This window comes from Type-F symbiont of Plautia stali (assembly GCF_059731105.1).
This window is the reverse complement of record NZ_AP035909.1, coordinates 1284796-1308505: the sequence shown is the minus strand read 5'-3', so window position 1 is coordinate 1308505 and position 23710 is coordinate 1284796. Positions and strand designations below refer to the sequence as shown.

The window sequence follows — 23710 nt, the reverse complement described above, 5'->3', positions numbered from 1 at the left end:
CCCGGCGCTGCCAGCGCATTTTTTCACGCCTGCTTTTCTGCCGTGTCGTCTACGCTTCTTTTTTCAGTTCTGGTCACGTCATACATCAGGGCGAGCCGACAAAGGAGAAGAGCATGAAACAAACCGTGGCGGCGCTGGTCGCCAAAACGCTGGAAAGCGCGGGCGTAAAACGCATCTGGGGCGTCACCGGGGACTCCCTGAACGGCCTGAGTGACAGCCTTAATCGCATGGGCACCATTGAATGGATGCCGACGCGCCATGAAGAGGTGGCAGCGTTTGCGGCGGGCGCAGAAGCGCACATCAGCGGCGAACTGGCGGTCTGCGCCGGCTCCTGCGGGCCGGGCAATTTACACCTCATCAACGGTCTGTTCGATTGCCACCGCAACCGCGTGCCGGTGCTGGCGATTGCCGCGCACATCCCCTCCAGCGAAATCGGCAGCGGCTATTTTCAGGAAACCCATCCGCAGGAGCTGTTCCGCGAATGCAGCCACTACTGCGAGCTGGTCTCCAATCCGGAGCAGTTACCGCAGGTGCTGGGCATCGCGATGCGTAAAGCGATCCTGAACCGGGGGGTTTCGGTGGTGGTCTTACCCGGTGATATCGCGTTGCAGCCCGCGCCGGAGAGCGCCCGCACCGAGTGGTATCCACCGCAGCTGCCGCAGGTTCTGCCGCAGCCTGCCGAACTGGCTCAGCTGGCCAGTACGCTGAATGACGCCAGCGACATTACGCTGCTGTGCGGCAGTGGCTGCGCCGGAGCACATCAGGAAGTGGTTGCGCTGGCCGAAGCGCTGAAGGCCCCTATCGTGCATGCGCTGCGCGGCAAAGAACACCTGGAATATGATAACCCTTATGATGTCGGGATGACCGGTCTGATTGGCTTCTCATCGGGCTTCCACGCCATGATGAACGCCGGGACGCTGGTGCTGCTGGGTACCCAGTTCCCCTATCGCGCTTTCTATCCGGAAAAGGCGCGCATCATCCAGATCGATATCAATCCCGGCAGCCTGGGATCGCATTGTCACGTTGATGAGGCCTATGTCGGTGACGTGAAAACCACCCTGCAGGCGCTGCTGCCGCAGCTGACGCACAAAAACGATCGTACCCATCTCGACAGCGCCGTTAAGCACTATCGTGAGGCGAGGAAAAGTCTGGATGAGCTGGCACAGCCCAATGACAAACAGCCTATCCATCCGCAATATCTGGCGCAGCAGATCAGCCACTACGCCAGCGAGGATGCGATTTTCACCTGTGACGTCGGCACGCCTACCGTCTGGGCGGCGCGCTACCTGAAGATGAACGGCAGACGTCGCCTGCTGGGGTCGTTTAACCACGGTTCGATGGCAAACGCCATGCCGCAGGCGCTGGGCGCGCAGTCCATCGATCGGAATCGTCAGGTGGTGGCGCTGTGTGGTGACGGCGGATTCAGCATGCTGATGGGCGATTTTATCTCGCTGGCGCAGCTGAAAATGCCGGTGAAACTGGTGATTTTCAACAACAGCGTGCTGGGCTTTGTGGCGATGGAGATGAAAGCGGGCGGCTACCTGACCGACGGCACCGAACTGGACAATCCCGACTTTGCCGCCATCGCTCAGGCCTGCGGCATCAAAGGGATCCGGGTGGAGAAAGCGTCAGAACTCAACGGCGCGCTGGAGCAGGCATTTGCTCATGACGGGCCGGTGCTGGTCGATGTCATCACCGCCAAAGAGGAGCTGGCGATGCCGCCGCAGATCAAACTGGAGCAGGCCAAAGGCTTCAGCCTCTACATGCTGCGCGCCATTATGAACGGTCGCGGGGATGAAGTGGTAGAACTGGCGAAAACCAACTGGCTGCGGTAAAACAGGGGTTCCATCCAGGCGGGCGCGATGCCCGCCTTTTTTTTGTCTTCCGCTACGTTCAGGAGCATAAGGTGATCGATTTACGCAGTGATACCGTGACCCGGCCCAGCGCCGCCATGCTGAACGCGATGATGTCTGCCGAAACCGGTGATGATGTCTACCGTGACGATCCGACCGTGAATGCGCTGGAGGCGGAGGCGGCACGACTCAGTGGCAAAGCCGCCGCGCTCTTTTTTCCGACCGGTACCCAGGCAAACCTGGTGGCGCTGCTGAGCCACTGTGAACGCGGCGATGAATATATCGTGGGTCAGCAGGCGCACAACTACAAATATGAGGCGGGTGGCGCGGCGGTGCTGGGCAGTATTCAGCCCCAGCCGGTGCTGGCCAGCGAGGACGGTACCCTGCCGCTCGACGTGGTGGCGGCCGCTATCAAGCCGGATGATATTCACTTTGCCCGCACCCGACTGCTGAGTCTGGAGAACACCCATCACGGTAAAGTGCTGCCGCTGGCTTATCTGGAACAGGCCTGGACCTTTACCCGCGCGCATCAGCTGGCGCTGCACATTGATGGCGCACGGATCTTTAATGCGGTGGTGGCGCAGCAGACCACGCTGGCGGCGATTGCCCGCTACTGCGACAGTCTCACTATCTGTCTCTCGAAAGGTCTGGGGACACCGGTGGGGTCCCTGCTGTGCGGCGACACGGCGCTGATTGAGCGCGCGCGTCGCTGGCGGAAAATGACCGGCGGCGGCATGCGTCAGGCGGGCATTCTGGCGGCAGCCGGCCTTTACGCGTTAGAACATAACGTGGCGCGGCTGCAGGAGGATCATGACAATGCGGCCTGGCTGGGTGAGCAGTTGCATGAGCTGGGTGTCAACGTCATTGAGCAGCAGACGAACATGCTGTTTGTTGCCGTGCCGGAGGCGCAGGTCAGGCCGCTGGGCGAGTGGATGAAAGCGCGTGGGGTATTAATCAGCGCGGGCACCCGCACCCGTCTGGTCACCCATCTGGATACGGATCGTGCCGCGCTGGAACAGGTGGTCGCACACTGGAAGGCGTTTCTGCAGCAGTAACGGCTACTGCGCCGCGCCATAGCGTTCCAGCAGCGCGGCGGCTATCGCAGCCGTCTCAGCATCGGGCAGCCCACGATAATCCGCGGGCCGGAAATGCATCTGGAAGGCGGCAATCACCTTCTGCTGCTCACGCGCGCTCATCCCGTCACTCACCGGATAGCCGTAGCGGCTTAACAGGGTCAGAACCTGATCCGCGGGCACCGCCGCGTGCGGCGCCTTGCCAGCCAGCCAGAACTGCACCCGACGGCTATCCGGCCAGGCACCGAGTCCGCGCTGCGCCAGCTGTTGCCAGGGAAAGCACGGCCCCGGATCCTGCTTGCGCTGCGGCGCGATATCACTGTGGCCGACGATATTTTCCGATGGGATCGCGTAACGCCGGGCAATATCCCGCAGCAGCGCCTCCAGCGCCGTCATCTGTGCAACCGTAAAGGGCTGCCATTCGAGACCGGTCGGCGTGCGGCGATAGCCCCGGTTCACCAGTTCAATACCTATCGAGGTGTCATTGATACGGCTGGCCCCGCGCCAGAAGCTGGGCCCGGCGTGCCAGGCCAACTGCTGCTCCGGCACCAGCTGCCAGATAATCCCTTTCCCGGCGCGCTGTGGCGGCTGACGGGGGATCAGATAGTGTGCGCTGACCTCCCGATCCGTCAGCGTTGCCAGCGACGACGAAAAGTCTTCGGCGGTGTAGTGGATCACGATCACCTTCACCCGTGGGCGCGCACCCTGTGCCGGATGCCGCAGATCGGCCCAGTAGCCGTCGCGGGATTCTATGCCGGTCTGGCAGCCGGCCAGCAGCAGCGCCGTCAGCAGTAACAGCAGGCGTCTCAACGCAGGATCACCGCCGTGCCGGTGACGCTGACCATCAGCATGCTGCTCTCTTTGCCCACCGTTTCGTAATCAATGTCGATGCCGACCACAGCGTTGGCGCCCAGCGCTTTAGCCTGCGCTTCCAGCTCGTCAAAAGCGATCTCGCGCGCTTTGCGCAGCTCTTTCTCATAAGCACCGGAACGGCCACCGACCACGTCGCGGATCCCGGCAAAAAAATCACGGAAGATGTTGGCACCCAGAATCGCTTCACCGGTGACCACGCCGCAATAGTCGCTGATGCTGTGACCTTCCAGGGTTGGGGTGGTTGAAAATTTCATCGCATTCTCCTTGTTGAAAACCGGACTAAGGCTCTATCGACTAAAAAGCATGGCTATACTCTATGCTAAAAAAGGCACCTTGCCAGAGAACCATAAGGAAATCGAGATGAGAAACAATGCGTTTGCGCTGATGATCCCGGCTGCCCTGTTGCTCAGCGCCTGTACCACCGTGGAGCCCGTGATTAAGGATAATGGGCCGCGAACCGCGCCCTGCATTGAGGGCGGTCCTGACCAGGTCGCTCAGCAGTTTTATGACCTGCGGATCGAACAGCCGGTGCCGGGACTGCCCGACAGCAACACGCTGGCGAAATACCGTCCCTACCTGAGTGACGCGCTTTATCGTGCGTTACAGGCGGCCAGCGGCAGCAACGCCGGTGCGCAGTGGCGCAATGGCGATATCTTCTCCAGCCTCTCGCAGGGTCCGACAGCCGCCAGCGTGGCCGATGCCTCAACGATTCCGAACCGCGATGCGCGCAACATTCCGTTGCGGGTTGACCTGAGCCGTGACAACCGTCAGTGGCAGGATGAAGTGCTGATGATCCATCAGGGCAGCTGCTGGGTGGTGGATGACGTGCGCTACATGGGAAATCCTGCGCATGCCGACGGTGGCAGCCTGAGCCAGATGCTGGAAAAAACGCGAAAATAGATCAGACAGTCATGAGAAGCGCGGCCAGCCTCACTGCCGCGCTTTTTTTATCTCTGCACCCTGCCAGCCCCCCCCGGAGAGGGCATGATTTTGTGCTAAGCTTTTGCTGTTTACCCCCTGTTTTACAAATTTTAACCCGCCTGAATTGCATAACTATTCTGGTGACGTTAAAATCCGCGGCACTAATAGCTATTCAAATCTGGCGCATGAGTATTCAACTAAACGCAATAAACTGCTTCTACGGTGCTCATCAGGCGCTGTTCGACATCAACCTTGAGTGCCCTCAGGGCGAGACCCTGGTGCTGCTGGGCCCCAGCGGCGCTGGCAAGAGTTCCCTGCTGCGGGTCCTCAACCTGCTGGAGCAGCCGCGTTCAGGTCAGTTGCAGATTGCCGGTAATCAGTTCGACTTCAGTCAGAAGCCTTCCGATGCCGCGATTCGGGAGCTGCGTCAGAACGTGGGTATGGTCTTTCAGCAATATAATCTCTGGCCGCATCTCACCGTGCTGCAGAATCTGATGGAAGCGCCCTGCCGGGTGCTGGGGCTCAGCAAGAGCGATGCCCGCGCCCGCGCCGACCGGCTGCTTGACCGGCTGCGTCTGACCCCTTACAGCGACCGCTTTCCGCTCCACCTCTCAGGAGGTCAGCAGCAGCGCGTGGCGATTGCCCGTGCGCTGATGATGGAGCCGCAGGTACTGCTGTTCGATGAGCCAACCGCCGCGCTGGATCCCGAAATTACCGCACAGATTGTCTCAATTATTCGCGAACTGGCGCAGACCCGTATCACCCAGGTGATCGTGACCCATGAAGTGGAAGTAGCACGTAAAACCGCCAGCCGCGTGGTTTACATGGAGAACGGTCATATTGTGGAACAGGGCGATGCCAGCCGCTTTACACAGCCGCAAACCGAGGCGTTTGCTCACTATCTTTCGCACTAAGTCAGGATGCTAAAAATGAAAAAAATGGTACTTGCTGCACTGCTCGCTGGTTTTAGCCTGACCGCTACGGCGGCGCAGACGATTCGTTTTGCTACCGAAGCCTCCTATCCTCCGTTTGAGTTTGTGGATGCGGACAATAAGATTCAGGGCTTTGATGTCGATCTGGCCAATGCGCTCTGTAAAGAGATCGACGCAACCTGCACCTTTACCAATCAGGCGTTCGACAGCCTGATCCCAAGCCTGAAGTTCCGCCGCTTTGATGCGGTGATGGCCGGCATGGATATTACTCCGGAGCGTGAAAAGCAGGTCCTGTTCACCAGGCCTTACTATGACAATTCAGCGCTGTTTGTGGCCCAGAAAGGCAAATTGGCCAGCGTTGAGGCGCTGAAAGGCAAGCGCGTAGGTGTTCAGAACGGCACCACCCATCAGAAATACCTGACGGAAAAACACAGCGAAATTACCACTGTGCCTTACGACAGCTATCAGAATGCCGTTCTGGATCTGAAAAATGGCCGTATTGATGCCGTGTTCGGTGATACCGCCGTGGTTAACGAATGGCTGAAGCAGAACCCTGCGCTGGCGGCTGTCGGTGACAAAGTAACGGACAAAGCCTACTTTGGTACCGGCCTGGGCATCGCGGTGCGCACCGGTAACACCGAGCTGCAGAGCAAATTCAACGGCGCACTGGATAAGATCAAAGCTGACGGGACGTACAAAACCATCTACAGCAAATGGTTCCAGCAGTAATCTCTGATGAATGAAATGATGACCCTTGCAAGCGCCGCCGGTATGACCGTCGGCCTTGCCGTTTGTGCTCTCATCGCTGGCCTCGTGCTGGCGATGCTGTTTGCTGGCTGGGAGTCACTGCGCCTCAGACCGCTGGCGTGGATCGGCACCGGCCTGGTGACCCTGATTCGCGGCCTGCCGGAAATTCTGGTGGTGCTGTTTATCTATTTCGGTGCCTCTCAGCTGCTCCTGACCCTGTCCGACGGCTTCACGCTTAACTTCGGCCTGTTTCAGCTGCCGGTGCAGATGCAGATTGAGAACTTCGATGTCAGTCCGTTCCTGTGTGGCGTGATTGCGCTGGCGATGCTCTATGCCGCCTACGCCTCACAAACGCTGCGCGGCGCGCTGAAAGCGGTTCCGGTCGGCCAGTGGGAGTCGGGCCAGGCGCTGGGCATGAAAAAATCGGCCATTTTTTTGCGGCTGATTATGCCGCAGATGTGGCGTCACGCCCTGCCCGGTCTGGGCAATCAGTGGCTGGTTCTGCTGAAAGACACCGCCCTGGTTTCGCTGATCAGCGTTAACGATCTGATGCTGCAGACCAAAAGTATCGCTACCCGCACCCAGGAGCCCTTTACCTGGTTCCTTGTGGCGGCGGCAATCTATTTAGTGATTACGCTGTTCAGCCAGGCCGTACTGCGCCGCATCGAACTGCGCACTACCCGCTTTGAACGGGGGAACAGCTAATGCTGGCTTACCTGCCTGAACTCCTGAAAGGGCTGCACACCAGTCTGACGCTCACCGCGGCCTCGCTGATCCTGGCCCTGCTGCTTGCGCTGCTCTTCACCGTGGTGCTGTCACTGAAAACCCCGCTGTTTTCGCCGCTGGTAAAAGGATTTATTACGCTGTTTACCGGCACCCCGCTGCTGGTGCAGATCTTCCTGATCTACTACGGACCGGGACAGTTTCCCTCGCTTCAGCAGATCCCCTGGCTGTGGCATTTACTCTCACAGCCCTGGCTCTGCGCGATGCTGGCCCTGTCGCTGAACAGCGCAGCCTATACCACCCAGCTCTTCTACGGTGCCGTGCGAGCGATCCCTGCCGGGCAGTGGCAGTCGTGTGCGGCGCTTGGCATGCGCCGAAAAGATACCCTGCGTATTCTTCTGCCTTATGCATTTAAACGCGCCCTCTCCTCCTACTCCAATGAGGTGGTGCTGGTCTTCAAGGGCACCTCACTGGCCTACACCATCACCCTGATGGAAGTGATGGGCCACGGTCAGCTGCTCTATGGCCGGACCTATGACGTCACCGTCTATGCCGCAGCCGGCCTGATTTATCTCTGCGTGAACGGTCTGCTGACGCTGATGATGCGACTGATCGAAAGGCGTGCGCTGGCCTTTGAAAGGCGCAACTGATCCCCGGGCGAGCTCGCTCGCCCCTCCCGCCTGGAAAATCACAATAATTGCATAAACATTCAATCTGTGGCAGGGTATCGCCTTCTCTGGCTGACCACAACACAGGATTTTTACAATGAAAAAATGGATTATTGCCGCGGCGCTGGCGTCACTGGCGATCACCGCTCAGGCAGCGGAAAAAATTCGCTTCGCCGCTTCCGCCACCTATCCGCCGTTTGAATCTCTCGACGGGGAAAATAACCTGGTGGGTTTTGATATCGATCTGGCTAAAGCGCTCTGTCAGCAGATTAAAGCGGAGTGTACGTTTACCAATAACGCCTTCGACAGCCTGATCCCTTCCCTGAAGTTCCGCCGCTATGACGCGGTCATCTCCGGCATGGATATCACCGCAGAGCGCAGCAAACAGGTCGATTTTACCCAGCCTTACTATGCGAACTCAGCGATCGTCATCGCCCGTAAAGGCCAGTTCAGTCAATTCAGCGACCTGAAAGGCAAGCGCATCGGCGTGGAAAACGGCACCACGCACCAGAAGTACCTGCAGGAAAAACATCCGGAAGTGAAAGTGGTGGCCTATGACAGCTACCAGAATGCGATTCTCGACATGAAGAGTGGCCGGCTGGATGGAGTATTTGGCGACAGCGCGGTGGTGAATCAGTGGCTGAAGAGCAATCCGGAGCTGGCTACGGTCGGTGAGCATGTGACCGACACGGACTACTTTGGCACCGGCCTTGGCATTGCCGTGCGTAAGGGCAATACGGCGCTGCGCGATGAGTTTAACCAGGCGCTCGCCGCGCTGAAAGCCAACGGCAGCTGGCAGCAGCTCAATCAGAAGTGGTTCCCGGAGTAAGCCTCCCGATCGCAGCGCCCGCCTCCGCGATCTACGGCTGCTGGCGGCGGGTTAACAGCGTCAGCACCTCAAAATGGGCGGTATGAGGAAACATATCGAAGAGCTGCACCTTCGTGATCTCATACGCGCTCAGTCGGGCGATATCCTGCGCCATGGTCTGCGGATTACAGCTTGAGTAGAGCAGATAATCGGGTGCCATCTGGCTCAGATAGTCACACAGCGCCTCGCCAATCCCGCGACGGGGCGGATTGACCAGCACCAGCTGCGGCACCGCGTCCCGCCCGGTGGCAAACGCCGTCGAATCCAGCGCCGCAAACTGCACCTTCTCCAGCCCCAGCATCGCGGCGGAGCGCTGAGCGCAGGCAATCGCCTCGGCGCTGATCTCAATCCCGGTCAGCTGCATCGCCGGTGTCGCACAGTGCAGACCGAAACCGCCCACGCCGCAGAAGAGATCCCACATGCTGTTGACCGGCAGTGCGCGGACCCAGTCGCGGGCAGTGGCATAAAGCGTGCTGGCAACCTGCGGGTTGGTCTGAAAGAAACTCTGCGGACGGATCCAGAGCGGCACGCCATTGAAGTTCTCCGCCAGCGACTGATCCGGCGTCAGCGCTATCTCCTCATCGCCCTCCAGAATCGCCATATGTACCGGCTGAATGTTGGCAGAGATGACCGTCAACTGTGGCAGCTGCTGTTGCAGCCACGGCAACGCCGCGCGCAGCTGTTCCAGCTTCGCCGTCGATCGCAGGACAAAGCGCAGCATCATACCGCCCTGCTGACTTTCGGTAATCAGCAGAAACTTCAGTTCTCCACGCTTGCGCGCCACGTTATAGGGCGTCAGCCCGGCACGCGCGATAAACGGTTTCAGTGCGGCAAAGACGGGCTGAAAACTGTCCGGATAGAGCGGGCACGCACACAGATCGACCGCCTCCCCCTCCCGGGACAGCAGGCCCAGCACCGGACGCTCAACGCTGCCGCTGACGACCATTTTCGCTTTATTACGGAACGCCTGCTGCGGTGATACCACCGGCGGCAACCAGGCCGCGACCGGCTGTTCAGCCAGCAGCTGTTCCAGCAGTGACTGTTTGTCGCTGAGCTGAGTGGAATAGGGTTTGTCGAGCCACTGACAGGAGCGGCAACGGTTGGCGTCATAAAGCGCGCAGTGCATGGTAAAGCCTTAACGATCGGGTCGGGCGGAGCGCGATTGTATCACCGCTTTCTGAAAAAAGCGCGGCTGCTGGCAGGCAGAAACAGCAGCATCAGCACCAGCAGATCGGGGATTTTCTGCGTCAGGGTGTGGTGAATAATCTGGACGTTGTTGTCGCCGTCGATACTGAAAATTTCAGGGTAGATCCAGCCCAGCGAGGCCACAAGCATGTAGCCCAGTACGAGCACCTGGGTCGCCACATAGCCCCAGCGTCCGGCATTACTGCCGCGCATCAGGGTAAAGGCGCAGCGCAGTTCAAACAGGAAGATCAGCTGGCTGGCGATAAAGATAAGCGTAGAGTCCCAGGACTGAGCACTGCGGTGAACAAAGTTGGCGATTTCGCTGTAGCCCAGCTCATTGGCCAGCATCAGGACGCTCAGGCAGCGGGTGGCAATGATGGCAATGCCCGCCACACTGACCGGCACCGGCGCATCGGAAAGCGTGGCACTGCTTTTAAAGATTTCTGACATAGTCCGTGGCTCCACCCGATCGAAAAACGGGCCGGTTAAACCGGCCCGTTCATATAGTGGCAAAGGTTAACGATTTCAGCCACGTTTAGCTTTCTGAATATCGCTTAAACGCTGTTTTTCTTCGTTCGCCATTACCCGCCAGGCGATAAAACCCACTAAACCGACCACAAACAGAATCAGCGACGCCAGCGCGTTGATTTCCGGATTCACGCCGCGCCGCACGGTGGCAAAGATCGCCATGGGCAGCGTGGTGGCACCGGGACCGGTGACAAAGCTGGCGATCACCAGATCGTCGAGTGACAGAGTAAACGCCAGCAGCCAGCCGGTCACGATAGCCGGCGCAATCATCGGCACGGTAATCACGAAAAAGACCTTCAGCGGCGTGGCGCCTAAGTCCATCGCCGCCTCTTCAATCGAGCGGTCCAGTTCACGCAGACGCGAGTTGATCACCACCGCCACATAGGCGGTACAGAAGGTCACGTGTGCCAGCCAGATGGTGAGCATGCCGCGTTCGCTGGGCCAGCCAAAGGCGTTGCCCATCGCCACAAACAGCAGCAGCAGCGACAGTCCGGTGATCACATCGGGCATTACCAGCGGCGCGGTGAGCATAAAGGCAAACCCGTTATGTCCGCGGAACCGCCCGAAGCGCACGATGATGACCGCCGCCAGCGTGCCCAGCACCACAGCCATGGTGGCGGAAAGCCCGGCAATGCTCAGACTCAGCAGCACCGCATCAATCATCGCGCTGTCCTGGAAGAGCACCCTGTACCAGTGGAAAGAGAAATTCTCCCACACCGTTACCAGCGGTGAGCTGTTAAAGGAGTAAACCACCAGCAGCAGCATCGGCGCATAGAGGAACAGGAAACAGCAGACCAGAATACCGGTTCGCCAGGGTGAGCGAATGGTGGGCAGATTATTCATGCCTTCTCTCTCATTTCACGGTTTTGATGCTTATGGAACCAGATGATCGGCAGAATCAGGATCAGCAGGATAATCACCGCCAGTGCAGAGGCCACCGGCCAGTCACGGTTATTGAAGAACTCCTGCCACAGAATACGGCCAATCATGATGCTGTCCGGCCCGCCCAGCAGTTCAGGAATCACATACTCCCCGACCGCCGGAATAAAGACCAGCATCGATCCGGCAATAATGCCGCCTTTAGTCAGCGGCACGATGACGCTGAAAAAGGTTTTGAGCGGACGCGCTCCCAGGTCCAGTGACGCTTCCACTAGCGAGTAGTCGATACGGGTCAGCGCGGTGTAGATCGGCAGCACCATAAACGGCAGATAGCAGTAGACGATACCGATATAGACGGCGGTATTGGTATAGAGGATCACCAGCGGATGATCGATCACGCCGAGCCACATCAGGAAGCGGTTGAGAATCCCGTTATTGTTCAGCAGCCCCATCCAGGCGTAAACGCGCACCAGAAACGAGGTCCACGACGGCAGGATGACCAGCAACAGCAGAATCGTGCGCATCGACGGCTTGCTGTGTGCAACAGCCCAGGCGAGCGGATAACCAATCAGCAGACAGATGACCGTCGAAATCGCCGCTACCTTCAGGGATTGCAGATAGGCGTCGATGTAGAGCGGGTCGTCGGTCAGCGTCAGGTAGTTGCCAAAGTTGAGTACAATGCTGAACTGATCGTCCGCCCAGCTCACCAGCTCGGTGTAAGGGGGGATCGCCCGCGCGATGTCCGCGAAGCTGATCTTCAGCACCGTCAGAAAGGGCAGCAGAAACAGCAGCACCAGCCACAGGTAAGGCAGCGCAATGACCAGCTTGCGGCCATGCTGCATTTTGACCCGGGTGGCCCAGCGTTGCAGCGGCGTGCCGACCAGCCGGGCGGGCGCTTTGGCGCGTTGGAAAATCTGGCTCATAGCCGCTCCTTAAACCGTCAACACCACGCAGCTGTCGCTTTCCCAGCAGAGGCGGACTTCGTCACCCCAGGTGGGCAGCCCTTTGCGGTAGCGATGCGCGTTCTGCAACTGTGCACTGATCATCTGTCCGCTATGCAGACGGACATGGAAGATAGAGAGGTCGCCAAGATAGGCGATGTGAACCACCTCACCCACCGCAAAGTTGCAACCATCGGCAGGCACCTCATCGCACAGCATCACTTTTTCCGGACGCAGCGCGACATGAACCGGGACGTTATCCACCACCGAGACATCGGAGTCGACTTTTAACGGATGCATCAGGCCGGGGCTGTCGATCACCAGGCCGTCCGCCTGACGTTCACGCAGCAAGCCTTCGAAGACGTTAACCGAACCGATAAACTCGGCGCTGTAGCGGCTGGTTGGATGCTCATAGATCTCTTCCGGCTCACCGATCTGTACGAACTTGCCGCGATTCATGATCGCGATACGGCCGGCCATGGTCATCGCCTCTTCCTGGTCGTGCGTCACCATCACGCAGGTCGCACCAACCCGCTCCAGAATATCGACCACCTCCAGCTGCATCCTGTCACGCAGCTTCTTATCCAGCGCGCCCATCGGCTCATCCAGCAGCAGCAGTTTAGGCCGCTTCGCCAGGCTGCGTGCCAGCGCAACACGCTGACGCTGCCCGCCGGAGAGCTGGTGCGGTTTGCGTCTGGCAAACTCCTGCATGTGCACCAGCGACAGCATCTCGGCGACCCGGCTGGCGATCTCCCCTTTCGGCAGACGATCCTGCTTCAGGCCAAAGGCGATGTTTTGCTCCACCGTCATGTGCGGGAACAGCGCATAGGACTGGAACATCATATTGATCGGGCGCTGATAGGGGGCCACGTGCGACAGATCCTGACCATCCAGCACAATCTGGCCGCTGGTCGGTGGCTCAAATCCGGCCAGCATCCGCAGCAGCGTTGATTTGCCGCAGCCTGACGCGCCCAGCAGCGCAAAAATTTCACCTTTGTAAATGGTCAGACTGACATCATCCACGGCGTGCTGGCCGTCAAAGGATTTGGTCAGATTGCGAATCTCCAGCAGCGGCGTTAACGCCTTTGCGGTTTTGTTTTGAGGACGGGGAATGGCATCGTTCACTACTATCTCTCTCCGGAGCCAGGCGGAACATCGCGGCAAAATCCGCCGCTAAAATGGCACAACAGAGGCCGACACTGCGCCTCTGTTGCTGTTACGTGACAGGTCAATCCGTTCGGGACGAACTACTTACCACTTTTTACTTTAGTCCATGCACGCGTACGCACACGATCCAGTTTCGGATCCTGGACTTTCAGCACAAACAATTTCGACATCGCTTCCGGCGTCGGGAAGATACCCGGGTTGTTACGGATGTCGGCATTGATCAGCGGCAGTGACGCTTTGTTGCCGTTGGCATAGTTCATTTTATTGGAGACATCAGCGATCACTTTCGGATCCATGATGTAGTTCAGCCAGGCATAGGCGCCGTCGATGTTTTTCGCATCTTTCGGAATCGCCATCATGTCGAAGAAGGCCAGTGCCCCCTCTTTCGGCACGCTGTAGCCCAGGTGCACACCATTTTTCGCCGCATCCGCACGGTTTTTCGCCTGCAGGATGTCACCTGACCAGCCGATCGCCACGCAGATATTGCCGTTGGCCAGATCGTTAATGTACTGAGACGAGTGGAAATAGCGGATATTCGGACGCAGCTTCAGCAGCAGGTCTGTCGCCGCACCGGAATAATCTTTGGCATCCGAAGAGTTAGGATCCTTGCCCAGATAGTTCAGCACGGTAGCGAAAATCTCTTCCGGCGCATCCAGGAATGAGACACCACAGCTTTTCAGCTTCTCAAGGTTTTCCGGCTTCATCACCAGGTCCCAGCTGTTGAGCGGCGCATCGGTTCCCAGCGCGGCCTTCACCTTGTCGACGTTATAGCCGATGCCGGTGGTGCCCCACAGGTAAGGAATCGCATATTTGTTGCCCGGATCGTGCTGCGCCACTTTTTCCATCAGCGCCGGATCGAGGTTTTTGTAGTTCGGCAGCTTGCTCTTATCCAGCGGCTGGAATACCCCGGACTGAAGCTGACGCGCCAGGAAGCTGGAGGATGGCACCACGACATCGTAGCCGGTACTGCCCGCCATCAGTTTGCCTTCCAGCACTTCGTTGGAGTCAAAGACATCGTAGACAACCTTGATGCCGGACTGCTTTTCAAAGTTCGGCACGGTATCTGGCGAAATATAATCAGACCAGTTGTAGACGTGCAGCGTTTTATCTTCCGCCATGCTGCTGGCCGACGCGACCATCAGCGAAGCCGCTACCACAGCTGACAGCCATTTCTGACGTGAGTTGAACATGTTTTCCATCCTCCTGAGCGGGTCATAACAACGCTGCAAACCTGAGATCCCTGCATTGCGTTCTGTACAGGACGTCAGTGACACAATGAATCATTATTCAGCGGGAGTTTAATAGCAAAATCCTATATCTGAAGCGCAGTTACGCGCCTGTTACAGCCCCGCAAGCATAGCCCCCCTGCTCATGCTGCACCAGACCCCAGCGTAAAAAACGCCTGAAACCGATATTTTATGCATGTTTGAGCTATGAGGTTCGGCTTTGATGGCATAAACGACGACAGATATCTGGCATTAAAGGGCAAAATGCAGAATAAAAAAAGGTGGCGGCAGGCGGCGGGTATAAAAAAGCCGTCTCAGGGACGGCTTAGTCTGGAGGGGTCGGGCTAGTGCAGCACCGAATGCACGCTGGAGACCGCAACGTGCTCTTCTTCCTCGCCGACAATCAGCAGATTGTTAGCAAAGGCTTCCAGGATCACCATCGAGATCTGCTCTTCGCTCTGTTTCATAAAGTGCGAGAACTGACCAAAGGTTAATCCGGCGGTGGTCGTCATTGACTGGCAGACAATCAGCTTCGGCAGATTGTCATCCTGAATGTCGATAAACGCTTTTACCGTCAGCGAACTGGCGTTGATCTGCGACAGATCGCCGACCAGCGGAATCAGCGCCGTGGGCTTTACTTCCGCCAGCGCCGAGAACAGGATGACGTTGTCGACCAGATCGATTTTGGCGTCAAACACCCCATCAAAGTTTTGCATGTGCGGCAGATGAAGTGCCTGACAGGCATCGCATTCGAACCAGGTGATATTTTGCTGATCCAGCCAGCGACGCAACAGGTCGATATCCGGAACGACAAGAGAATCCATCGTAAAATCCCAGTGGGGTGATAAACAGGCGACTTAGCTTACGGAAAAACGGGCGACGATGCCACGAAAACTGCTGAAAAGCGCGTTTCAGCCTGCGGTTTTAGGACGGAGCCCGGGGATGGTTTGCTGTTCAATCCGCGCGATCATCAGCGCGGCGAGGTTCAGTTCACTGCAGGTTTCAATGCCTTCCAGACCGGGGGAAGCGTTAACCTCCATCACCAGCGGACCGCGATGCGCGCGCAGAATATCGACACCCGCAATCTCCAGCCCAAGCGTAGCGGCGGCTTTCACCGCAATTTCCCGCTCCTGAGGGGTAATCTCCACCGGACAGGCTTTGCCGCCGCGATGCAGATTGGAGCGAAAATCGCCCTCTTTCGCCACCCGCTCAATCGCCGCCACCACCTGATTACCGATGACCAGACAGCGCACATCGCGCCCCCGGGCCTCTTTGATAAACTCCTGCACCAGGATATGGGCGTTGAGGCCGCGAAAGGCATCGATGACGCTTTCTGCCGCCTGCCGCGTTTCCGCCAGCACCACGCCGATACCCTGCGTGCCCTCCACCAGCTTCACCACCAGCGGCGCGCCGCCCACCATGGCGATCAGATCGTCGGTGTCATCGGGTGAGGAGGCAAAGCCGGTAACCGGCATGTCGATGCCCTCCTGCGCCAGCAGCTGCAGCGAGCGTAATTTGTCGCGGGTGCGGGTAATCGCGGCGGAGGCATTGAGCGTGTAACTGCCGCACATCTCAAACTGTCGCAGCACCGCCGTTCCGTAAAAGGTGATGGCGTTGCCGATGCGCGGGATCACCGCATCAAAATGGCCCAGCGGTTCACCGCAATAGTGAACCGCCGGAGAGGCCGGATTGATATTCATGTAGCAGGAGAGCGGATCGATGATTTGCACCTCATGACCGCGAGCTATCGCTTCATCCTGCAGCCGGCGACTGGAGTAAAGCGTGGCATCACGCGACAAAATGGCGATTTTCATCTCTGCTCTCCGCTCCTGGCTTAGCGTGTTGCCCAGCCCTGCTGATGCAGATAATCCAGCATAAACGGGCGTGTCTCTTTGATGATCAGACGCTGAATCAGCTCACTCCAGGTTTCGCTACGCTGGTTGCTGTCTCGCTGCTGATAATAGAGTTCAGTGCGGCTATCGTATTCGGCCAGCACGTTTTTATCCAGTGGCTGATAGCGGTTTTCATGCACCAGCATGGCGTGTGGCATGCGTGGTTTCACGTCCGGTTTTGACTCAGGATGACCCAGGCAGAAACCAAAGAGCGGCAGCACAAATTTCGGCAGGCCCAGCAGTTCGGTCACTTCTGCGATGTTGTTACGGATCCCGCCGATAAAGACGCCGCCCAGCTCCAGCGACTCTGCGGCCACCATTGCATTCTGCGCCATCAGCGCGGTGTCGACGCAGCCCAGCAGCAGCTGCTCGGCACGACCCAGCTGGGCATCCGGGCAAATCTGCAGATGACGATTGAAGTCAGCGCAGAAGATCCAGAACTCAGCAGCCTCTCCGACCCAGGTTTGTCCGCCCGTCAGCGTGACCAGCTTGTCGCGCAGCGCTTTGTCGGTGATGCGGACAATGGAGGAGCATTGCAGAAAACTGGATGTGGACGCCGATTGCGCCGCAGTAATAATCGCTTCGCGCTGCGCTTCACTGACCGGCTGGTCGGTAAAGGCGCGGATTGAACGGTGGCTGCACAGTAAATCAATGGTCGGTGTCATAAAGTCTCCAGCAACATTATTTTCTTTTATCGGTTTGGTTAAACAGCTGTGGGGCTATCGCTTTTGCGGTGCGCCACATCAACAGCCAGGCGGCGGGCAGCATCAGCACGATCCCGGCGATAAACAGCAGCGTGGCCAGCGTTTTTGGCTCAGCCAGACCTGGCACAGGCAGCCAGTGGTTTATCAGCAGCAGCGCCCCCAGAATTAACAGGCCGCCAGCCGCCTCCATCACCACCACAAACCGGGGTAATCTGGCTACACTCTGCATCACACTCTCCTGCCTTCACGGGCTACTGAGGGTCAATTATGGTCAACAACCCAAAATTTGCGCGGGCTGTGGCCGCCGCACGGGCAAAAAAGCCTCTGTTTCAGACGCTTCCTGACGCTTAACATAGCGTGCGGGCATCAGACTAACAGGCAAATCCTGCTTTCTTTAAGCGATATGAGCGGGCATCATGGTTGCCATTCTCTGTTTAGTTGTGTGACGTACATCACACAACAGTCGCTGCAAGGAGTTTTCTATGATTGCTGTTATTTTTGGTCGTCCAGGCTGTCCCTACTGTGTTCGCGCTCATGAACTGGCTGATAAGCTGACTGCCGAGCGGGATGATTTTAGCTATCAGTATGTCGATATTCAGGCGGAAGGCATCACTAAAGCCGATCTGGAAGCGAGTGCGGGCAAACCGGTTTCTACCGTGCCGCAGATCTTTGTGGATGAAAAACATATCGGTGGTTACACCGAGTTTGCGGCCTGGACCAAAGAGAATCTGGGATTTGCCGCATAAGGCGGAAAGCCTCGATAAAAAAGGCGAGACACTAATGTCTCGCCTTTTTATTTTCGAATGCCAGCAGCACGGCTGAGTTAGTTAAGTGACGCCATCACGATCTGCATCAGCCGCACCAGCAAGGCGCCGCAGCCTGCCCAGAACAGGGCGCTGAGGCTCCAGGCGAGCACAAAAAATCCGTTGCCGTGGATAAAGAGGCTGCTGTTCAGCAGTAGCGCGGCCAGTAACGTCCCCCACAGCCCCATCAGCAGCGTGCTTTTCAACGGGCTCTCCACCTGCAGCAGCGCCATCAGAATGCCGGGAAGCATAAAGAGCAGTAATTCGGGCTGACCGCGAAGCGGGCCTGGCCCAACCTGCCAGGTGTGACAGGTAAAAACAAACACCAGACTGTACAACACCACGCCGCACAGGCGGGTCGTCCAGAGATAAGAGCGCTGCGGCATACCACCCCACTGATTAAAAATAATCCCGACAATAACCTGCTGATAACCCTGCTGCGTTCAGATGGAAATAAAAAGAAACAGTTCGTTGTGACAACGAATGAAAACAGCCAATGGCTGTAGAAGATATTTGTGATTAGAATAGCGCCGCGGAAAAGGTTGCATTTGCAGTACTGATACAACAGCACCTCAACGGCCTGCTCAAGATAGCGAAAAACAGGCCACTCTTCAACAGGTTACAAGTAAACAAGAAGTTAAACAGTGAATATTAACGTCGCAGGATTGTTAAGCGGAAATGACATTTTGTTATTATTTGTCGTTTTAGCGCTCGGCCTCTGTCTGGGTAAGTTGCGTCTTGGCTCAGTTCAGCTGGGAAATTCGATTGGCGTATTAGTGGTTTCGCTCTTATTAGGGCAGCAGCATTTCACCATCAATACCGATGCATTAAGCCTGGGCTTTATGCTGTTTATTTTTTGTGTCGGCGTCGAAGCCGGCCCTAACTTCTTCTCTATTTTCTTTCGCGACGGCAAAAACTATTTCATGCTCGCCATCGTCATGGTGGTCAGCGCGCTGCTGCTGGCACTGGGACTCGGCAAGCTCTTCGGCTGGGATATTGGCCTCACCGCCGGGATGCTGGCCGGTTCCATGACCTCAACACCGGTGCTGGTGGGCGCAGGCGATACGCTGCGGCAGAGCATCAGCGATCCTAAACAGCTTGGACTGATGCAGGATCAGCTGAGCCTGGGCTATGCCGTAACCTATCTGATTGGCCTGGTCAGTCTGATTTTTGGTGCCCGTTACCTGCCCCGCCTGCAACATCAGGATCTGCCCACCTGCGCCCAGCAGATCGCCCGCGAGCGCGGTCTGGATGCAGACAGTCATCGCAAAGTTTTCCTGCCGGTGATCCGCGCCTATCGCGTTGGCCCGGAGCTGGTGGCGTGGAGCGGCGGCAAAAATCTGCGTGAACTCGGCATCTATCGTCAGACCGGCTGCTACATCGAGCGTATCCGCCGCAACGGTATTCTCGCCAGTCCCGATGGCGATGCGGTGTTACAACTGGGTGATGATATCTCGCTGGTCGGCTATCCCGACGCACACGCCCGGCTCGATCCCAGCTTCCGTAACGGCAAAGAGGTGTTTGACCGCGACCTGCTGGATATGCGCATTGTCACCGAAGAGATCGTGGTGAAAAACCACAACGCGGTGAACAAACGCCTCAGTAAGCTCAACCTGACCGATCACGGCTGCTTCCTGAACCGGGTCATCCGCAGCCAGATTGAGATGCCGATCGACGACAGCATTATGCTGAACAAAGGCGATGTGCTGCAGGTCAGCGGCGAGGCACGCCGGGTGAAAAGCGTCGCGGACCGCATTGGCTTTATCGCCATTCACAGTCAGATGACCGATCTGCTGGCGTTCTGTGCCTTCTTTATTGTGGGGCTGATGATTGGTCTGATTACCTTCCAGTTCAGCAATTTCAGTTTCGGTATCGGTAACGCCGCCGGCCTGCTGTTCGCCGGGATCATGCTGGGATTCCTGCGCGCCAACCACCCGACGTTTGGTTATATTCCGCAGGGCGCGCTGACAATGGTGAAAGAGTTCGGTCTGATGGTGTTTATGGCTGGAGTGGGGTTGAGTGCCGGCAGCGGCATTAATCACAGCCTGAGCAGCGATGGTGCGCTGATGCTGCTGTGCGGCCTGCTGGTCAGCCTGCTTCCGGTCATCATCTGCTTTCTGTTTGGTGCCTATGTGCTGCGGATGAACCGCGCCCTGCTGTTTGGTGCCATCATGGGCGCACGCACCTGTGCTCCTGCTATGGAGATTATCAGCGATACGGCTCGCAGTAATATCCCGGCGCTGGGCTATGCCGGGACCTACGCCATCGCCAACGTGTTACTGACGCTGGCGGGGACGCTGATTGTGATTGTCTGGCCGATATTGCCCCTATAAAAATTTTTTGGCTACGTCCAGAACTTTTTTGTCAGCGGGCAGTCCTAATAAGTGCCACTGCTTTTCTTTGAAATCCCCAGATTGTGGAGCCCGCTGGTCTTTTTCCCGGCGGGTTTTTTTATGCCCTTTTTTCTTGCGCGCCGCGCTGCCGCGTCCGAATCCCGCCATTCCCCTGCCGAACTTAAACCGTTGCACAACTCAGTAACAGATTAAGAGCGCGATGATGGACGAAACGCCTCGCAATCAGCAGGATAGAGTGCTGTGAAATTAGCTATTTGTGCTGATTAACTGGGCGAGCGCGCTGGTGCTGACTGTTTTTATTGCCGCTGTTATCAGAAGGCTGACCGGGTAGCGTCAGCCACTGTTAGCCGGGCTGTCTGCTGAGGAATCTATCCCGGAATGGAAGAACTGAACCACTCACTGTTTACTGCCATTAATGCCACACCAGCGTCACCTGCCTGGTTACTGCAACTGGCGACCTTTATTGCCAAAGATCTGATTGCCATCGTGCCGCTGCTTATCGTGGTGATGTGGCTGTGGGGGCCACGCGATCAGCTCTCTTCGCAGCGGGCACTGGTGCTGAAAACCGGCATGGCGCTGATCTATGCGCTGACGATCTCCTGGTGTGTGGGCCAGCTGCTGCCTCATCCGCGTCCGTTCGCCATTGGTTTCGGTTATCAGTTCCTGCATCATGCGGCGGATGACTCCTACCCCAGCGATCACGGCACCACGATTTTCACTTTTGCCCTGGCCTTTATTTTCTGGCATCGCCTCTGGTCGGGGGTGGTTCTGATGGGTGTGGGTTGCGCTATCGCCTGGTCACGGGTCTATCTTGGCGTTCACTGGCCGCTGGATATGCTGGGTGGATTCCTTGTCGGGCTGCTGAGCTGTCTGGCTTCGCATCTGGCATGGCAGTTCTATGGCGAGCGGATGCTGGCTGTTATCCATCCTCTCTATCGGGCGCTGTTTGCGGTGCCGATTCGCAAAGGCTGGACGCAGGATTGAAAAAAGAGGCGACAGCCTCCTGAAAATTGCCGTGCAGGTCTGCGATGCTCGCGGCAGGATCGAGCCTGCTCAGGGAACAGGGTCAGATCGGAAAGACGCAAAGCCGTCATCCCTGACTGCTCGGCCCGCGCCTTCCCTGGCGCGGGACGCTTTCCTCTTCTGACCCTGTTCCCTGCGCCTTACGTTGATGCGTAGCGGTTATCCCCTGGTCTGGATGCATTAACCGCTTCAGGGACGCGTCAGTGTCCCTGATAACTTATGAAAACCATTTCCCAAACCAGCCGTTAAATTTCATCATCACGAAGTCAATCATCCGACTGAAGAATCCGCCTTCCTGCACATCCTGCATCACCACCAGCGGGCGCTGTTCAATGGTTTTGCCGTCCAGCTGAAAATCGATCGTGCCCACCACCTGATTCTTCTTCAGCGGTGCTTCCAGCTGAGGTGTGGTCAGTTTAAAACTCGCCTTCAGGTTCTTCATCTGCCCTTTAGGGATGGTCAGCGCCGCATCTTTGGCGACGCCGAGATTAACCTGGCTGCGATCGCCGAACCAGACCCGCTGCTGAGCAAAAGGCGCATCGGCTTTAATGGGGGTGACCGTTTCAAAGAAGCGGAAGCCCCACGTCAGCAGCTTTTCACTTTCGCGGAAGCGGATCGCATCGCTGGTGGTGCCCAGCACCACGGAGATCAGGCGCATGTCACCTTCGGTCGCAGAGGCAACCAGATTGTTGCCCGCCCCGGAGGTGTGGCCGGTTTTAACGCCATCGACCTTGAGATTGGTGCTCCACAACAGACGGTTACGGTTGATCTGGCGGATATTATTGAAGGTGAACTCTTTCTCTTTGTTCAGCGCATACTCATCGGGGACATCACGGATCAGCGCCTGCGCAATCAGGGCCATATCCCGTGCGGTGCTGTACTGCCCTTCTGCATCCAGGCCGTGAACCGTCATAAAGTGGGTGTTCTGCAGGCCCAGCGCCTTCACGTAGTTATTCATCAGGCCGATAAACGAATCCTGACTGCCCGCCACGTAATCCGCCAGCGCAATACAGGCATCGTTGCCGGACTGGATCACAATGCCTTTGTTCAGCTCATGCACCGGGATGCGGTCACCCGGCTTGAGAAACATCAGGGATGAACCGCGCAGCTTAGGATTGCCGGTCGCCCAGGCATCCTGTCCTACGGTAACCATATCATCCGGTTTAATTTTGCCCGCTTTAATCGCCTGACCCACCACGTAGCTGGTCATCATTTTGGTCAGACTGGCGGGATCGAGACGCTGATCGGCGCTGGATTCAGTTAAGACTTTACCGCTGGCGTAATCCATCAGGATCCACGCTTTTGCGTCAATGCCTGGCGCGGCGGGAGCCTGTTCAGCATAGGCGCTGATCGGGGCGATAATCAGTAATGAGGTAGCAGCGAGAAGCCGCAGGCGTGATGGGAAGCGAGTGTTTGTCATGGGCGTGGCCGGATTGTCCTTGTTAACGCGAAATTCCAGGGGCAGAAAATTCTCACTCAAACGCTAACCGTTGACGGCAGCGAAAAAAACCGCCGAATCGTAAAGTTTTTTAGAGTTTAGTCGATTTACCCTGGCACAACGGCCGCGCGCGTGCCCTTTCGCCTCGCTTCTGTCATCCCTGAAACTGCGTGAAATTCCGATTTTTCGCAGAAGAGTTAAGTCGGTCACAATTATCCGCTAACCTGAAAGCCAGTCAGCCGAGGAGACCGACCATGGACTTAGCCCTTTTTGATCTGGATGAAACACTTATTTGTGAAGACAGTACCAGCCTGTGGCTGCGCTGGCTGGTATCACAGGGGTTCGCCCCCAGCGAACTGATCGATCAGGAACAGGCACTGATGGCCCAGTATTATGCCGGTACGCTCTCAATTGAAGAGTATATGAGTAAAACCCTCTCACCGCTGTCGGGTATGGCTACCCTCACGGTGGAAGGCTGGGTGCGCCGCTTTATTCATCGCGACATCATGCCCCGCGTTTTTCCCGCAGCCCGGGAACGCATTGAGTGGCACCGGGCGCGCGGCGACCGCGTCATGATTATCTCTGCCAGCGGTGAGCATCTGGTGGTGCCGATTGCTCAGCAACTGGGGGCCTGCGGTGCGCTGGCGATTGGCGTTGAAATCGTGGACCAGCGTTACAGCGGCAATACCTACGGCACCATGACCTATAAAGAGGGCAAAGTGACCCGGCTGGGTGACTGGAAAGCGCTGCAGGCGGAGGAGACGTTTGACCGCACCTGGGCCTACAGCGATTCGATGAATGACCTGCCCCTGCTGGAGCAGGCCGATCACGCCCATGTCATCAACCCGGATGAAAGACTGCATCAGGAAGCGGTCAGCCGGGGATGGCAGGTTTATCACTGGGCACGCTGAA

The 23710-nt window shown here is 57.4% G+C and carries 27 protein-coding genes; 12 read left to right on the top strand and 15 right to left on the bottom strand.

Annotated features, from left to right (window positions below):
• The first annotated feature begins 113 nt into the window (after positions 1-113).
• Complete coding sequence (gene poxB / locus AC6I7A_RS06140) at positions 114-1835, top strand: ubiquinone-dependent pyruvate dehydrogenase (protein ID WP_058957467.1); 1722 nt, start codon at positions 114-116, stop codon at positions 1833-1835.
• 71 nt (positions 1836-1906) lie between these two features.
• On the top strand, positions 1907-2908 hold the full coding sequence (gene ltaE, locus AC6I7A_RS06135; RefSeq protein WP_058957468.1) for a low-specificity L-threonine aldolase: 1002 nt from the start codon (positions 1907-1909) through the stop codon (positions 2906-2908).
• Between the two features lie 3 nt (positions 2909-2911).
• On the opposite strand, the gene AC6I7A_RS06130 is transcribed toward ltaE, so the two are convergent.
• Both AC6I7A_RS06130 and AC6I7A_RS06125 read right to left on the bottom strand, forming a co-directional pair.
• Positions 2912-3736 carry an N-acetylmuramoyl-L-alanine amidase gene (locus AC6I7A_RS06130; protein WP_058957469.1) on the bottom strand — a complete coding sequence of 275 codons (825 nt, stop codon included), beginning with the start codon at positions 3734-3736 and terminating at the stop codon, positions 2912-2914.
• Positions 3733-4053, bottom strand: a complete 321-nt coding sequence (locus AC6I7A_RS06125; protein ID WP_009091154.1) for a heavy metal-binding domain-containing protein — start codon at positions 4051-4053, stop codon at positions 3733-3735. Before AC6I7A_RS06125 ends, AC6I7A_RS06130 begins: the two co-directional genes overlap by 4 nt.
• A gap of 106 nt (positions 4054-4159) precedes the next feature.
• Between AC6I7A_RS06125 and AC6I7A_RS06120 the strand changes: the two genes are divergently transcribed.
• The 6 genes from AC6I7A_RS06120 (at position 4160) to AC6I7A_RS06095 (ending at position 8619) form a co-directional block, all read left to right on the top strand.
• The gene (locus AC6I7A_RS06120) at positions 4160-4699 is read left to right on the top strand and encodes a lipoprotein (RefSeq protein WP_009091156.1); all 540 of its coding nucleotides are present in this window, start codon (positions 4160-4162) and stop codon (positions 4697-4699) included.
• A gap of 206 nt (positions 4700-4905) precedes the next feature.
• Positions 4906-5634, top strand: coding sequence for an arginine ABC transporter ATP-binding protein ArtP (gene artP, locus AC6I7A_RS06115; protein WP_009091158.1), 729 nt, complete (start codon positions 4906-4908; stop codon positions 5632-5634).
• A gap of 15 nt (positions 5635-5649) precedes the next feature.
• Positions 5650-6381: an arginine ABC transporter substrate-binding protein gene (gene artJ / locus AC6I7A_RS06110; protein ID WP_058957470.1), complete on the top strand. Its 732-nt coding sequence runs from the start codon at positions 5650-5652 to the stop codon at positions 6379-6381.
• A 6-nt stretch (positions 6382-6387) separates the two neighbouring features.
• A complete protein-coding gene (artQ, locus tag AC6I7A_RS06105; RefSeq protein WP_009091162.1) occupies positions 6388-7104 on the top strand; it encodes an arginine ABC transporter permease ArtQ in 717 nt (238 codons plus the stop codon).
• On the top strand, positions 7104-7772 hold the full coding sequence (gene artM / locus AC6I7A_RS06100; RefSeq protein ID WP_009091164.1) for an arginine ABC transporter permease ArtM: 669 nt from the start codon (positions 7104-7106) through the stop codon (positions 7770-7772). Before artQ ends, artM begins: the two co-directional genes overlap by 1 nt.
• A gap of 115 nt (positions 7773-7887) precedes the next feature.
• On the top strand, positions 7888-8619 hold the full coding sequence (locus AC6I7A_RS06095) for an arginine ABC transporter substrate-binding protein (protein WP_058957471.1): 732 nt from the start codon (positions 7888-7890) through the stop codon (positions 8617-8619).
• A gap of 31 nt (positions 8620-8650) precedes the next feature.
• Here the strand turns inward: AC6I7A_RS06095 and rlmC are convergent, their stop codons facing one another.
• From rlmC to AC6I7A_RS06045, 10 genes are all read right to left on the bottom strand, one after another.
• Positions 8651-9784 (bottom strand): 23S rRNA (uracil(747)-C(5))-methyltransferase RlmC, encoded by a 1134-nt coding sequence (gene rlmC / locus AC6I7A_RS06090; protein ID WP_058957472.1) that lies wholly within the window; start codon positions 9782-9784, stop codon positions 8651-8653.
• Between the two features lie 41 nt (positions 9785-9825).
• Positions 9826-10293, bottom strand: coding sequence for a YbjO family protein (locus AC6I7A_RS06085; RefSeq protein ID WP_009091170.1), 468 nt, complete (start codon positions 10291-10293; stop codon positions 9826-9828).
• 75 nt (positions 10294-10368) lie between these two features.
• The gene (potI, locus tag AC6I7A_RS06080; RefSeq protein ID WP_046101505.1) at positions 10369-11214 is read right to left on the bottom strand and encodes a putrescine ABC transporter permease PotI; all 846 of its coding nucleotides are present in this window, start codon (positions 11212-11214) and stop codon (positions 10369-10371) included.
• Entirely contained in the window at positions 11211-12173 is a 963-nt protein-coding gene (gene potH, locus AC6I7A_RS06075; protein ID WP_058957473.1) for a putrescine ABC transporter permease PotH, read from the bottom strand. Before potH ends, potI begins: the two co-directional genes overlap by 4 nt.
• Positions 12174-12182: 9 nt before the next feature.
• Complete coding sequence (gene potG / locus AC6I7A_RS06070; RefSeq protein ID WP_009091176.1) at positions 12183-13316, bottom strand: putrescine ABC transporter ATP-binding subunit PotG; 1134 nt, start codon at positions 13314-13316, stop codon at positions 12183-12185.
• Between the two features lie 122 nt (positions 13317-13438).
• Positions 13439-14548, bottom strand: coding sequence for a spermidine/putrescine ABC transporter substrate-binding protein PotF (gene potF, locus AC6I7A_RS06065; RefSeq protein ID WP_009091178.1), 1110 nt, complete (start codon positions 14546-14548; stop codon positions 13439-13441).
• Positions 14549-14928: 380 nt separating this feature from the next.
• Positions 14929-15408: a YbjN domain-containing protein gene (locus AC6I7A_RS06060; RefSeq protein WP_009091179.1), complete on the bottom strand. Its 480-nt coding sequence runs from the start codon at positions 15406-15408 to the stop codon at positions 14929-14931.
• 87 nt (positions 15409-15495) lie between these two features.
• Positions 15496-16398, bottom strand: coding sequence for a 30S ribosomal protein S6--L-glutamate ligase (rimK, locus tag AC6I7A_RS06055; RefSeq protein WP_058957474.1), 903 nt, complete (start codon positions 16396-16398; stop codon positions 15496-15498).
• A 20-nt stretch (positions 16399-16418) separates the two neighbouring features.
• On the bottom strand, positions 16419-17141 hold the full coding sequence (gene nfsA, locus AC6I7A_RS06050; RefSeq protein WP_058957475.1) for an oxygen-insensitive NADPH nitroreductase: 723 nt from the start codon (positions 17139-17141) through the stop codon (positions 16419-16421).
• A 16-nt stretch (positions 17142-17157) separates the two neighbouring features.
• Positions 17158-17409: a DUF1418 family protein gene (locus tag AC6I7A_RS06045; protein ID WP_009091185.1), complete on the bottom strand. Its 252-nt coding sequence runs from the start codon at positions 17407-17409 to the stop codon at positions 17158-17160.
• A 253-nt stretch (positions 17410-17662) separates the two neighbouring features.
• On the opposite strand from AC6I7A_RS06045, the gene AC6I7A_RS06040 reads away from it, so the two are divergent.
• A complete protein-coding gene (locus AC6I7A_RS06040; protein ID WP_046101502.1) occupies positions 17663-17926 on the top strand; it encodes a GrxA family glutaredoxin in 264 nt (87 codons plus the stop codon).
• 77 nt (positions 17927-18003) lie between these two features.
• Here the strand turns inward: AC6I7A_RS06040 and ybjM are convergent, their stop codons facing one another.
• Complete coding sequence (ybjM, locus tag AC6I7A_RS06035) at positions 18004-18369, bottom strand: inner membrane protein YbjM (protein ID WP_009091189.1); 366 nt, start codon at positions 18367-18369, stop codon at positions 18004-18006.
• 258 nt (positions 18370-18627) lie between these two features.
• On the opposite strand from ybjM, the gene AC6I7A_RS06030 reads away from it, so the two are divergent.
• A complete protein-coding gene (locus AC6I7A_RS06030) occupies positions 18628-20316 on the top strand; it encodes an aspartate:alanine antiporter (RefSeq protein ID WP_058957476.1) in 1689 nt (562 codons plus the stop codon).
• Here AC6I7A_RS06030 and AC6I7A_RS06025 read toward each other — a convergent pair.
• Complete coding sequence (locus tag AC6I7A_RS06025) at positions 20311-20484, bottom strand: hypothetical protein (protein ID WP_167428450.1); 174 nt, start codon at positions 20482-20484, stop codon at positions 20311-20313. The genes AC6I7A_RS06030 and AC6I7A_RS06025 overlap by 6 nt on opposite strands.
• Before the next feature lie 231 nt (positions 20485-20715).
• Between AC6I7A_RS06025 and ybjG the strand changes: the two genes are divergently transcribed.
• On the top strand, positions 20716-21321 hold the full coding sequence (gene ybjG / locus AC6I7A_RS06020) for an undecaprenyl-diphosphate phosphatase (RefSeq protein ID WP_046101501.1): 606 nt from the start codon (positions 20716-20718) through the stop codon (positions 21319-21321).
• A gap of 256 nt (positions 21322-21577) precedes the next feature.
• On the opposite strand, the gene AC6I7A_RS06015 is transcribed toward ybjG, so the two are convergent.
• Positions 21578-22780 (bottom strand): serine hydrolase, encoded by a 1203-nt coding sequence (locus tag AC6I7A_RS06015; protein WP_072052704.1) that lies wholly within the window; start codon positions 22778-22780, stop codon positions 21578-21580.
• Positions 22781-23052: 272 nt separating this feature from the next.
• Here AC6I7A_RS06015 and AC6I7A_RS06010 point away from each other — a divergent pair, with 272 nt between their 5' ends.
• Positions 23053-23709: an HAD family hydrolase gene (locus tag AC6I7A_RS06010; protein WP_058957694.1), complete on the top strand. Its 657-nt coding sequence runs from the start codon at positions 23053-23055 to the stop codon at positions 23707-23709.
• The last annotated feature ends 1 nt before the right edge of the window (position 23710 follow it).

Bases quoted from the DNA above. Each gene is read 5' to 3' on its own strand.
- poxB (WP_058957467.1), top strand. From the start codon at position 114: ATGAAACAAACCGTGGCGGCGCTGGTCGCCAAAACGCTGGAAAGCGCG.
- AC6I7A_RS06125 (WP_009091154.1), bottom strand. From the start codon at position 4,053: ATGAAATTTTCAACCACCCCAACCCTGGAAGGTCACAGCATCAGCGAC.
- AC6I7A_RS06120 (WP_009091156.1), top strand. From the start codon at position 4,160: ATGAGAAACAATGCGTTTGCGCTGATGATCCCGGCTGCCCTGTTGCTC.
- artP (WP_009091158.1), top strand. From the start codon at position 4,906: ATGAGTATTCAACTAAACGCAATAAACTGCTTCTACGGTGCTCATCAG.
- artJ (WP_058957470.1), top strand. From the start codon at position 5,650: ATGAAAAAAATGGTACTTGCTGCACTGCTCGCTGGTTTTAGCCTGACC.
- artQ (WP_009091162.1), top strand. From the start codon at position 6,388: ATGAATGAAATGATGACCCTTGCAAGCGCCGCCGGTATGACCGTCGGC.
- artM (WP_009091164.1), top strand. From the start codon at position 7,104: ATGCTGGCTTACCTGCCTGAACTCCTGAAAGGGCTGCACACCAGTCTG.
- AC6I7A_RS06095 (WP_058957471.1), top strand. From the start codon at position 7,888: ATGAAAAAATGGATTATTGCCGCGGCGCTGGCGTCACTGGCGATCACC.
- rlmC (WP_058957472.1), bottom strand. From the start codon at position 9,784: ATGCACTGCGCGCTTTATGACGCCAACCGTTGCCGCTCCTGTCAGTGG.
- AC6I7A_RS06085 (WP_009091170.1), bottom strand. From the start codon at position 10,293: ATGTCAGAAATCTTTAAAAGCAGTGCCACGCTTTCCGATGCGCCGGTG.
- potI (WP_046101505.1), bottom strand. From the start codon at position 11,214: ATGAATAATCTGCCCACCATTCGCTCACCCTGGCGAACCGGTATTCTG.
- potH (WP_058957473.1), bottom strand. From the start codon at position 12,173: ATGAGCCAGATTTTCCAACGCGCCAAAGCGCCCGCCCGGCTGGTCGGC.
- potF (WP_009091178.1), bottom strand. From the start codon at position 14,548: ATGTTCAACTCACGTCAGAAATGGCTGTCAGCTGTGGTAGCGGCTTCG.
- AC6I7A_RS06060 (WP_009091179.1), bottom strand. From the start codon at position 15,408: ATGGATTCTCTTGTCGTTCCGGATATCGACCTGTTGCGTCGCTGGCTG.
- rimK (WP_058957474.1), bottom strand. From the start codon at position 16,398: ATGAAAATCGCCATTTTGTCGCGTGATGCCACGCTTTACTCCAGTCGC.
- nfsA (WP_058957475.1), bottom strand. From the start codon at position 17,141: ATGACACCGACCATTGATTTACTGTGCAGCCACCGTTCAATCCGCGCC.
- AC6I7A_RS06045 (WP_009091185.1), bottom strand. From the start codon at position 17,409: ATGCAGAGTGTAGCCAGATTACCCCGGTTTGTGGTGGTGATGGAGGCG.
- AC6I7A_RS06040 (WP_046101502.1), top strand. From the start codon at position 17,663: ATGATTGCTGTTATTTTTGGTCGTCCAGGCTGTCCCTACTGTGTTCGC.
- ybjM (WP_009091189.1), bottom strand. From the start codon at position 18,369: ATGCCGCAGCGCTCTTATCTCTGGACGACCCGCCTGTGCGGCGTGGTG.
- AC6I7A_RS06025 (WP_167428450.1), bottom strand. From the start codon at position 20,484: ATGGCGGGATTCGGACGCGGCAGCGCGGCGCGCAAGAAAAAAGGGCAT.
- ybjG (WP_046101501.1), top strand. From the start codon at position 20,716: ATGGAAGAACTGAACCACTCACTGTTTACTGCCATTAATGCCACACCA.
- AC6I7A_RS06015 (WP_072052704.1), bottom strand. From the start codon at position 22,780: ATGACAAACACTCGCTTCCCATCACGCCTGCGGCTTCTCGCTGCTACC.
- AC6I7A_RS06010 (WP_058957694.1), top strand. From the start codon at position 23,053: ATGGACTTAGCCCTTTTTGATCTGGATGAAACACTTATTTGTGAAGAC.